7 protein-coding genes are annotated in these 8,555 nt (G+C 41.1%); 5 read left to right on the top strand and 2 right to left on the bottom strand.

All coding sequences use genetic code 11. From position 1 onward, the window contains the following. Nucleotides 1-61 precede the first annotated feature (61 nt). The 4 genes from AAEY68_RS20345 to AAEY68_RS20330 all read left to right on the top strand — a co-directional run bounded on the left by AAEY68_RS20345 (nucleotide 62) and on the right by AAEY68_RS20330 (nucleotide 4,252). Entirely contained in the window at nucleotides 62-529 is a 468-nt protein-coding gene (locus AAEY68_RS20345; protein WP_029751371.1) for a GNAT family N-acetyltransferase, read from the top strand. Nucleotides 530-709: 180 nt separating this feature from the next. Beyond that, nucleotides 710-1,738 carry an NADPH-dependent curcumin/dihydrocurcumin reductase gene (gene curA, locus AAEY68_RS20340; RefSeq protein WP_024594030.1) on the top strand — a complete coding sequence of 343 codons (1,029 nt, stop codon included), beginning with the start codon at nucleotides 710-712 and terminating at the stop codon, nucleotides 1,736-1,738. Nucleotides 1,739-1,788: 50 nt separating this feature from the next. Then, nucleotides 1,789-2,406 carry a glutathione S-transferase family protein gene (locus tag AAEY68_RS20335; RefSeq protein WP_024594029.1) on the top strand — a complete coding sequence of 206 codons (618 nt, stop codon included), beginning with the start codon at nucleotides 1,789-1,791 and terminating at the stop codon, nucleotides 2,404-2,406. Nucleotides 2,407-2,632: 226 nt separating this feature from the next. Continuing rightward, nucleotides 2,633-4,252: a methyl-accepting chemotaxis protein gene (locus tag AAEY68_RS20330; protein WP_024594028.1), complete on the top strand. Its 1,620-nt coding sequence runs from the start codon at nucleotides 2,633-2,635 to the stop codon at nucleotides 4,250-4,252. A 71-nt stretch (nucleotides 4,253-4,323) separates the two neighbouring features. On the opposite strand, the gene AAEY68_RS20325 is transcribed toward AAEY68_RS20330, so the two are convergent. After that, a complete protein-coding gene (locus AAEY68_RS20325; RefSeq protein ID WP_010554993.1) occupies nucleotides 4,324-4,632 on the bottom strand; it encodes a YkgJ family cysteine cluster protein in 309 nt (102 codons plus the stop codon). A 45-nt stretch (nucleotides 4,633-4,677) separates the two neighbouring features. Next, nucleotides 4,678-6,606 (bottom strand): RecQ family ATP-dependent DNA helicase, encoded by a 1,929-nt coding sequence (locus AAEY68_RS20320; protein WP_350586760.1) that lies wholly within the window; start codon nucleotides 6,604-6,606, stop codon nucleotides 4,678-4,680. A 514-nt stretch (nucleotides 6,607-7,120) separates the two neighbouring features. On the opposite strand from AAEY68_RS20320, the gene AAEY68_RS20315 reads away from it, so the two are divergent. Further along, entirely contained in the window at nucleotides 7,121-8,425 is a 1,305-nt protein-coding gene (locus tag AAEY68_RS20315) for an NAD(P)/FAD-dependent oxidoreductase (protein WP_350586759.1), read from the top strand. The last annotated feature ends 130 nt before the right edge of the window (nucleotides 8,426-8,555 follow it).

Below are 8,555 nucleotides of genomic sequence, written 5' to 3'. Positions count from 1 at the left end.
CCAAGTGCACAAAAAAAGCCAGGAGCAAAAGCTACTGGCCTTCAATTAAAACCGTCAACGTATTTTAGGACGGGACAGCACCTTAAATGATGAACAGGTAACGCGTTATTTATCGTCAAAAATTCCGTTTCCTTATACGCAAGCCGATGCTGATTGGTGGATAAACCAAGGCTCAAAAAACGGCGTAATTGATGCAACGGCTAAGGCCATTGAGGTAAATGGACAATTTGCCGGCTGTATTGGCATAACTCCCGGCGAATTTGAATACAGCCACAGTGGCGAAATTGGTTATTGGCTAAATAAAGCCTATTGGGGGCAAGGCATTATTACTCGCGCTATTGAACTTATATGCAATGAAGCGTTTGCAAGCTCACACTTAAACAGAATTTTTGGTGCCGTGTTTGCTGGTAATACCGGCTCTATGAAAGCACTTACTAAAAGCGGCTTTGAGCAAGAGGCTGTGCTTAAACAGGCCATTTATAAAAACGGGGTATTTTACAATAGCCATATTTTTAGCAAGCTAAAATAAACCATTTAGAATAAATACTCTGCAAAGGTTGAATTATCAACCACCCGCCCAAAACTCCTTTATTAAGGTACGCATTGTACATATTCATACTGCTTAGCCGCGCATTATTGTTTAGCTGATCACGATTTTTAAAGCGTAAACATTCGGTAAGTAGTTTATTTATATTAATAGGAGATTTTTATGTCTACGACTAGTCGCCAACTTACTCTTGAATCACGCCCTAATGGCGCTCCAACAGATGAAAACTTTAAATTAAAAACGGTAGAGCTTCCTGCATTAAAAGACGGCGAAGTTTTACTACGTACTATTTACCTATCGCTAGACCCGTACATGCGTGGTCGTATGAGCGATGCTAAGTCGTACGCTGACCCTGTTAATATTGGCGATGTAATGGTTGGCGCAACAGTGTGCCAAGTAGAAGAGTCTAAAAACGATAAGTTTAACGAAGATGAATGGGTACTTGCCTACACAGGTTGGCAAGACTACGCCATTACCGATGGTGAAGGCTTAATGCAATTAGGTAAAGAGCCTGCAAACCCTTCATACGCATTAGGCATTATGGGTATGCCTGGCTTTACGGCTTACATGGGTTTACTTGATATTGGCCAGCCTAAAGAAGGCGAAACCGTAGTTGTTGCAGCAGCAACAGGCCCTGTAGGCGCAACTGTTGGTCAAATAGCTAAAATTAAAGGCTGTAAAGTAGTGGGTGTTGCTGGTGGTAGTGAAAAATGTGCACACGCCGTTGAAAAACTAGGGTTTGATGCCTGTATTGATCATAAAGCTGATGACTTTGCAGAGCAGTTAGAAAAAGCCTGTGATAAAGGCATTGATGTTTACTACGAAAATGTGGGCGGTAAAGTATTCGACGCCGTACTACCATTACTAAATACCGCAGCGCGCGTACCATTGTGTGGTTTAGTATCGCAATATAACGCAACTAGCTTGCCAGAAGGCCCAGACCGTTTAGGTATGCTAATGGGTCAATTGCTTACTAAGCGTATTAAAATGCAAGGCTTTATCATTTTTGATGATTACGGCGACCGTTATGACGAGTTTGCACAAGATATGCAAAAATGGCTGCAAGATGGAAAAATTCAATACCGTGAGCACATGGTAGAAGGCATTGAAAATACAGTAGGCGCGTTCAACGACATGATATGCGGTAAAAACTTTGGTAAAACTGTGGTTAAAATTAATAACCCACTTTAATTTTAAACGGCTTGTAAGGCCAAGTCCTTACAAGCCACAAAAGGACTGACATGATCAAACTACACCATTTAAATAAATCACGTTCTAAACGCGTAATTTGGCTTTTAGAAGAGCTAGATGTTGACTACGAAATTGTGGCTTATCAGCGTAATAAAGACACATTTTTAGCCCCTGACGAACTAAAGCATATTCATCAACTTGGTAAGTCACCGGTAATTGAAGATGGCGGTTTAATTATTGCTGAATCAGGCGCTATTACCGACTACCTTATTTCTAAATACGGTAACGGCAAATTTGCTCCAAAAGTAGATACCGCTGAATATGTTGACTACCAGCAATGGCTGCACTTTGCAGAAAGCTCAGCAATTTTACCACTTTTACTTAAAATGTTTGTACTAAAAGACGGCGCTAAAACACAGTTTTTAGAAGGCTATGCCGACGCTGAAACAGCCAAAGTAATTAGCTACTTTAACGACCGCCTTGAAGGTAAACGTTATTTAGTGGGCGATACCCTAACGGGCGCTGATTTTATGATGTCGTTTATTGTTGAAATTGTTAAAAACTCAGGTCAATTAGCGCACTTTAAAAACCTCGTTAAATACGACGAGCAATTACAAAGTCATGAGAAGTTTCATACAGCTAATGAGCTAGAAGCAAAGTACGACTAACTACTTTTATATAATATTTTTATATAACATTAAGGGGCATTTAGCCCCTTTTTTAATGCCTGAAAAACACTCCTCATTAAAGTTACGCTTGTAAACTAAATTAACAAACAATCCCTTATTGCTAATAAAACTTTAATTAATAAGACATAATGCTGCTATTGTTTTAGAATAATCACTAATAATACAAGCTGCTCTTGCGCGTATTGACTCACACTTGGGATCAACCATGACCATAAACATGCGTTTAACGACCGGCTTTGGCGTAATTTTATCAATGATGCTTATTTTAACCATTATTGGCATTTCGCGCGTTAGCCTCATTAATAATAACATTACCCACATGACCGACGTAAATTCGGTAAAGCAACGTTACGCAATTAACTTTAGAGGCAGCGTACACGACAGAGCAATAGCCGTGCGCGATGTAGTGCTAATTACCGATCAAAGCAGTTTAAGCTCCGTGTTAAAGAGCATAAAAGAGCTAAACGCATTTTACAAAACGTCAAGCCGGTCTATGGCCGAGCTAATGGGTAATATGAATAATGAAGAGCGCGCTTTAATTAATAAAATAAATCAAATAGAGCAGCGCACTCAGCCTTTCATTCAAGGTGTAATAAACGCTAAAAACGCAGGAAACCTAGACGAAGCTGAGCGCATTTTATTGACCGATGCACGCCCTGCGTTTACCCAGTGGCTAAATGTTATAAACCAATTTATAAACCTGCAAGAGCAAGCAAATCAAACCACCACTATTGATACTCTCGATATTGCCAGCTCGTTTAAAATTTGGATGATTTCGCTCACCGCACTTGCCTTTTTAATAGGCATAAGCGTTGCGTATGTTATTAGCCAACTGATCAGAAATTCAGTAGGTGGCGAACCACAAGAAGCCGCTGAAGTAATTGCCCTTATTGCCCAAGGCGACTTAAGAGGTGATGTACAGTCGTGTTGCCCAAATAGCATGATGGCTTCTGTAGGGGTGATGCAATCTAAATTAAAAACCATTGTAGATAGCATTATTAACTCATCTGAAGAGCTTTCTACTCACTCTGCAAGCGTAGCGTCTGGCTCGCAGCAAGCACTTAGTGCCGCTGACGCACAAGTAACTTATACAAACTCGGCAGTAAGCAGCCTAGAAGAAATGAGCCGTAGTATCCATGCTGTAGCCGACTCAGTTAGGCAAACAGAAGATAACTCAAAAATAACCGCGCAATTATCGCAGCAAGGTAGTATTGCAGTGCAAAAAGTAGCGGCCGAAATTGAGCAAATCTCAGTAACCGTAAAAGCGACGGTTACCCAAGTAAACGTGCTGCAAGAACATGTAAAACACATTGGCGATATTTTAAGTGTGATCCGCAGTATTTCCGATCAAACAAACTTGCTTGCACTAAATGCAGCAATAGAAGCTGCAAGAGCAGGCGAAACAGGCCGAGGGTTTGCTGTTGTTGCTGACGAAGTAAGGCAACTTGCCCAGCGCACTGGCGACGCAACAGGCGATATCGAAAAGATGATTTTGCAAGTACAAGAAAACACGCAAGCGTCGGTAACAGCTATGGAAACCACAGTACCACAAGTAGAAAATGGCCTAACACTTACTCACGAAGCAAACGAGTTACTGCATCAAATACAGCAACAAGCTAACGATTCATTAAGTAACGTGCTTGAAATTGTTGAATCAACATCAAACCAAGTAGCCACTGTGGCGCAAATTAGTACCGGCGTAGAAGAAATTGCCAGTATGTCCAAAGAAACCAGCATGTCGCTTAACAGTAACGCACAAGAAGCTGTTGCATTAGCTGACCTTTCAAACACACTTAAAAAGTATATTAGCTACTTTAAAGTTTAATTTTTATAGTAAGCAATAAACAAAGGGGCTTTTAAGCCCCTTTGTTGTTTATGTACTTTAATAATAGCGGACTATATACCTGCTAAATCGCGCTCGGTAATACACTCACCCGACGCCATTTCAAACTCGCGACATACTAATGGGCGGTTTTCGTAAATAGAGCACATAAGCGTATTACGGTCGAGTGCTTGACACCAGCCGTCGTCAGCGCGTTTCATTACTTCGCTGCCCCATTTATCGTATTCTATATAGTTAAAAGGCACGCCGGTGTCGGTTACTATGCGCACTTCTAATTGGCAACAACAGGCTTGGCAGTTAGCACACGTAACGGGCTCTGGGGTAGTAGAAATATTTTCAACGGGGATAACAATATGAGGCATAGTGGCTTACTTTTTTGAATAAGCCACTAGGATACAGTAACTAATTTAACGCGCTAGTAGTTTTGCTTTAATATCGCTGTAACGCATTTGCTCACACAGTGCAAAACCACTCAGCTGGCGTACTTTATTACGCGCAAATAACGGCACACTCATCCCCGCTAAAAAGCGGCATTGGGTTTCAATACCCACATTGTGATTACCTTTGTCTGCCATATGCGCTAAAAACTCATCTACCTTTTGATAAATAAGTTGCTCGTCAATATATGCAGGCTCTATAGAGTATTCAAGCTTAACCGCATGGCCTCTACACACACTACAATGCCCACACTGCTCAGGTGCATTTTGATCGTCAAAATAGCGCGCTAAGTTATAGCTTAAGCAACTTTGTAGCTCAAAAAAGCGTACCAGTGCAGCAATACGTTTAATTTCGGCTTGTTCTTTGTCGGTAAAGTAGTCGTGAAGTTGCGGGGCAAGTTCTGGGTTATTTATAACCTCTCCATGCACTTTGTATACTTGGGTAATACGTTTGGTTTCGAGCGTTATTAAGTTTTTTTCGGCTAGGTAATCAAGAGCAGCCACTACGCGTTTTCGATCAACCTGCGCAGCTTGTGTAAGGGAGTCAAAATTTAGCGTGCCCCATATTTTTTTAAAATCGGTATGGCTAAATATTTGTGTTAAAAATGCTTGGCGTTGCTCATCAAAATGGCCAAGCAATTCGTTTTTATCAACCAAAAATTTGTATTTAAAATCGGCGTAGTAAGCATATTGCGGCGTTATTGCGCCTTGCATTTCAAGCTGTACGAGTAAGGTTTTAAGTGCCAGTTGCCTAATATTACTTTCACTCGATAAGCTGTATTCTTGCATTTCCCATTGCTGGTGGCTTTGACGAATATCGTTAATTACGCATTCAATACCGCTAAGCTCAGGAGTGTCGCCATATACAAAGTTTTCAACCGTATTTAGGCCGTCTAGGTTAGCAAGCGTGTAACAGTTTGATGGATTGCCATCGCGCCCTGCTCGGCCAATTTCTTGGCTGTAGTTTTCTATCGATTTTGGTAAGTCGTAATGTATAACAAAGCGAATATCTGATTTATCAACGCCCATACCAAAGGCTATGGTTGCCACAACAACGTTAATTTTACCGCCCATAAAGTCATCTTGAATTTGCCAGCGTAGCGTATCTTCAAGCCCTGCATGGTAAGCAACGGCATGCACACCTTGCGCACTTAGCACATTAGCAACTTGCTCAGCGCTTTGCTGTAGCGTTACATACACAATACCTGGGCCACTTTGCGCACGTACAATGTTGGTAAGCTCGGTGTTTTTATCGGCGGTTTTAACGCTCAGCACGCTTAAATCTAAATTAGCGCGGTAAAAGCCCGTTTGCACAATACACTCAGGCGCAATAGCAAAGCGCTCTGCCATATCGCGTTTTACTTTTTTAGTGGCCGTTGCAGTAAGTAACAACACTAAAGGAATATTAAGCTCTTCGCGGTAACGCGGTAGTTTAAGGTAGTCGGGTCTAAAGTTATGGCCCCATTCTGATATACAGTGCGCTTCGTCTACCACTAACATCGAAAGCGCCACTTGGCTTATAAACTCTCTAAAACGCTCGTTTTTAAAGCGCTCAACCGACACCATTAGTACTTTAATTTTACCATTTCGCACATCATTCATTACGGTGCTGCTTTGCATTTGATCTTGGCTCGAATCAAGGCTAGCTGCATAAATACCTTTGCTATTTAAAAAGCTAATTTGATCTTTCATCAATGCAAGTAAAGGCGAAACCACTAAGGTTAAATTTGGTAAATGCAACGCAGTTAATTGATAGCACAACGATTTACCCGAGCCGGTCGGAAATATAGCCAACGAAGATTGACCATTTAAAAGCTGCTCTATAGTTTGTTGTTGCCCTGTTCTAAATTGGCTAAAACCAAAGTGCTGCTCAAGTGATTGAATTAGTGGCGTGGTCATAAATGTCCTTTTGATGGCTAAACAATAGTCATGCTTATAAAAATGCAGTGTAGATGAAATATTTGCATGTATACCCAAACCATCTCAAGATGAGAGTTTCAGTTGGAGTTAAAAGCGATTTAGGCAAGGCATTGATTGCAAATAATAGTGGTTCTATTGTTAAAATCAATAACGCAGTATAAATCGCTTTTAAACCAACCCATTGGGCGTTTCACAGGCACTTACTCTCATCGTTGTTACTTCTTAAAAGGGGGCTGCCATTCTTGCAAAGTAACGCCTTGATATTAAGCCCCTGTGAAACGCTGAATTCTGCATATTGAGACGGTTTGGGTATAAGTATACAACAAATAACATTATTTATTGCTGACATCGGTTTTATTTAGGCGCAAACTAGGCACCCATTAAATGAGTAGTAACTACTTGTTGCCAAAATAATTTATTGATACCCAAGTCACCTTAAAAAACTAATAAAAAATACAGATCACTTGGGTATATTATTTTTAAGGGCAACGTTATGAGTATTACAATACCTAAAATCGTCGTTATTGGCGGTGGTGCTGGCGGATTAGAACTTGCAACCCAACTGGGGCATAAGCTAGGGAAAAAAAAACAAGCAGATATACTGTTAATAGACAAAAACCGTACCCACATATGGAAGCCGTTACTGCACGAAGTAGCGACAGGCTCTATTGACCCTGATTTAGATGGCGTTGTGTATTCAGCCCATGCCGCAAAACATCATTATCGTTTTCAACTTGGTACCTTTTGCAATATAGACCAAAGCAATAAAACAATTACCCTCTCCCCATTAAACGACGAGTTAGGCCACACTATTTTACCTGGCCGTACAGTTCGTTACGATCACCTTGTTATTGCCATTGGCAGCGTAAGTAACGACTTTAATACCCCAGGCATAAAAGAGCATTGCTACTTTTTAGATTCAAGCCAACAAGCAGAGCGCTTTCAGCACTCATTACTAGATAGCTTTACGCGCCTTCACCAAGACGACAACCAACAGCAATCACTTAATATTGCCATTGTAGGCGGCGGTGCTACGGGTGTTGAACTCTCAGCTGAGCTTTACCATGTGTCTGAGCTATTAAAGCTTTATGGCTTAACAAATATGTCGTCTAAGCGTTTGCATATTCATTTAATTGAAGCTGGCCCGCGTATTTTACCTGCATTACCTGAGCGTATTGCCGTAAGTGCTAAACGTGAGCTATTAAAACTTGGTGTAAACGTGCGCGAACAAACGCAAGTAAAAGAAGGCACCGCACAAGGCTTTATCACCAAAGATGAAGAACACATTGATGCCGATATTATGGTGTGGGCGGCAGGCGTAAAAGCACCTGATTTTATTAAAGACTTAGGTGTTTTTGAGCTTACTCGTAGCAACCAAATTCAAGTAAACGAGTTTTTACAAAGCACCGTAGACGAAAGCATTTTTGTACTAGGTGATTGCTGCGCATTTATCCAAGCCGACGGCAAACAAGTACCACCTCGCGCACAATCGGCGCATCAAATGGCGTTGTGCGTCGAAAAAAATCTCATCGCAACATTAAAGCAGCAACCACTACGCGGCTTTAAATACAGCGACCATGGCTCGTTGGTTAACTTATCGAGCTACAGCACCGTGGGTAACTTAATGGGTAACCTAACCAGCAATACCTTTTTTATTGAAGGTAAAATTGCCCGCTTTATGTATATATCTTTATACCGTATGCACCAACGCGCCATACATGGCAGCGCAAAAACCTTTGCATTATGGATAAGCGAAAAAGTGTTGCGTGTAGTGCGCCCAAAAATGAAGTTACATTAAAGGCGATTTAAATTAAAGGCAGTGAGCGTGATCACTGTCTTTAATTTTTAACATTGTCTCGTCCTGAAATGTGTTTACACATTTAGGATTTATTATGACCAAGTCAAATAATACACCGATCAAACGAACA

This window comes from Pseudoalteromonas sp. RB2-MNA-CIBAN-0110, assembly GCF_040309305.1.
GTDB lineage: Bacteria > Pseudomonadota > Gammaproteobacteria > Enterobacterales > Alteromonadaceae > Pseudoalteromonas > Pseudoalteromonas arctica.
The sequence above is the reverse complement of the archived record's forward strand: the minus strand, read 5'-3'. Positions and strand labels throughout refer to the sequence as shown.

Bases quoted from the DNA above. Each gene is read 5' to 3' on its own strand.
- AAEY68_RS20330 (WP_024594028.1), top strand. From the start codon at position 2,633: ATGACCATAAACATGCGTTTAACGACCGGCTTTGGCGTAATTTTATCA.
- AAEY68_RS20325 (WP_010554993.1), bottom strand. From the start codon at position 4,632: ATGCCTCATATTGTTATCCCCGTTGAAAATATTTCTACTACCCCAGAG.
- AAEY68_RS20315 (WP_350586759.1), top strand. From the start codon at position 7,121: ATGAGTATTACAATACCTAAAATCGTCGTTATTGGCGGTGGTGCTGGC.
- AAEY68_RS20335 (WP_024594029.1), top strand. From the start codon at position 1,789: ATGATCAAACTACACCATTTAAATAAATCACGTTCTAAACGCGTAATT.
- curA (WP_024594030.1), top strand. From the start codon at position 710: ATGTCTACGACTAGTCGCCAACTTACTCTTGAATCACGCCCTAATGGC.
- AAEY68_RS20320 (WP_350586760.1), bottom strand. From the start codon at position 6,606: ATGACCACGCCACTAATTCAATCACTTGAGCAGCACTTTGGTTTTAGC.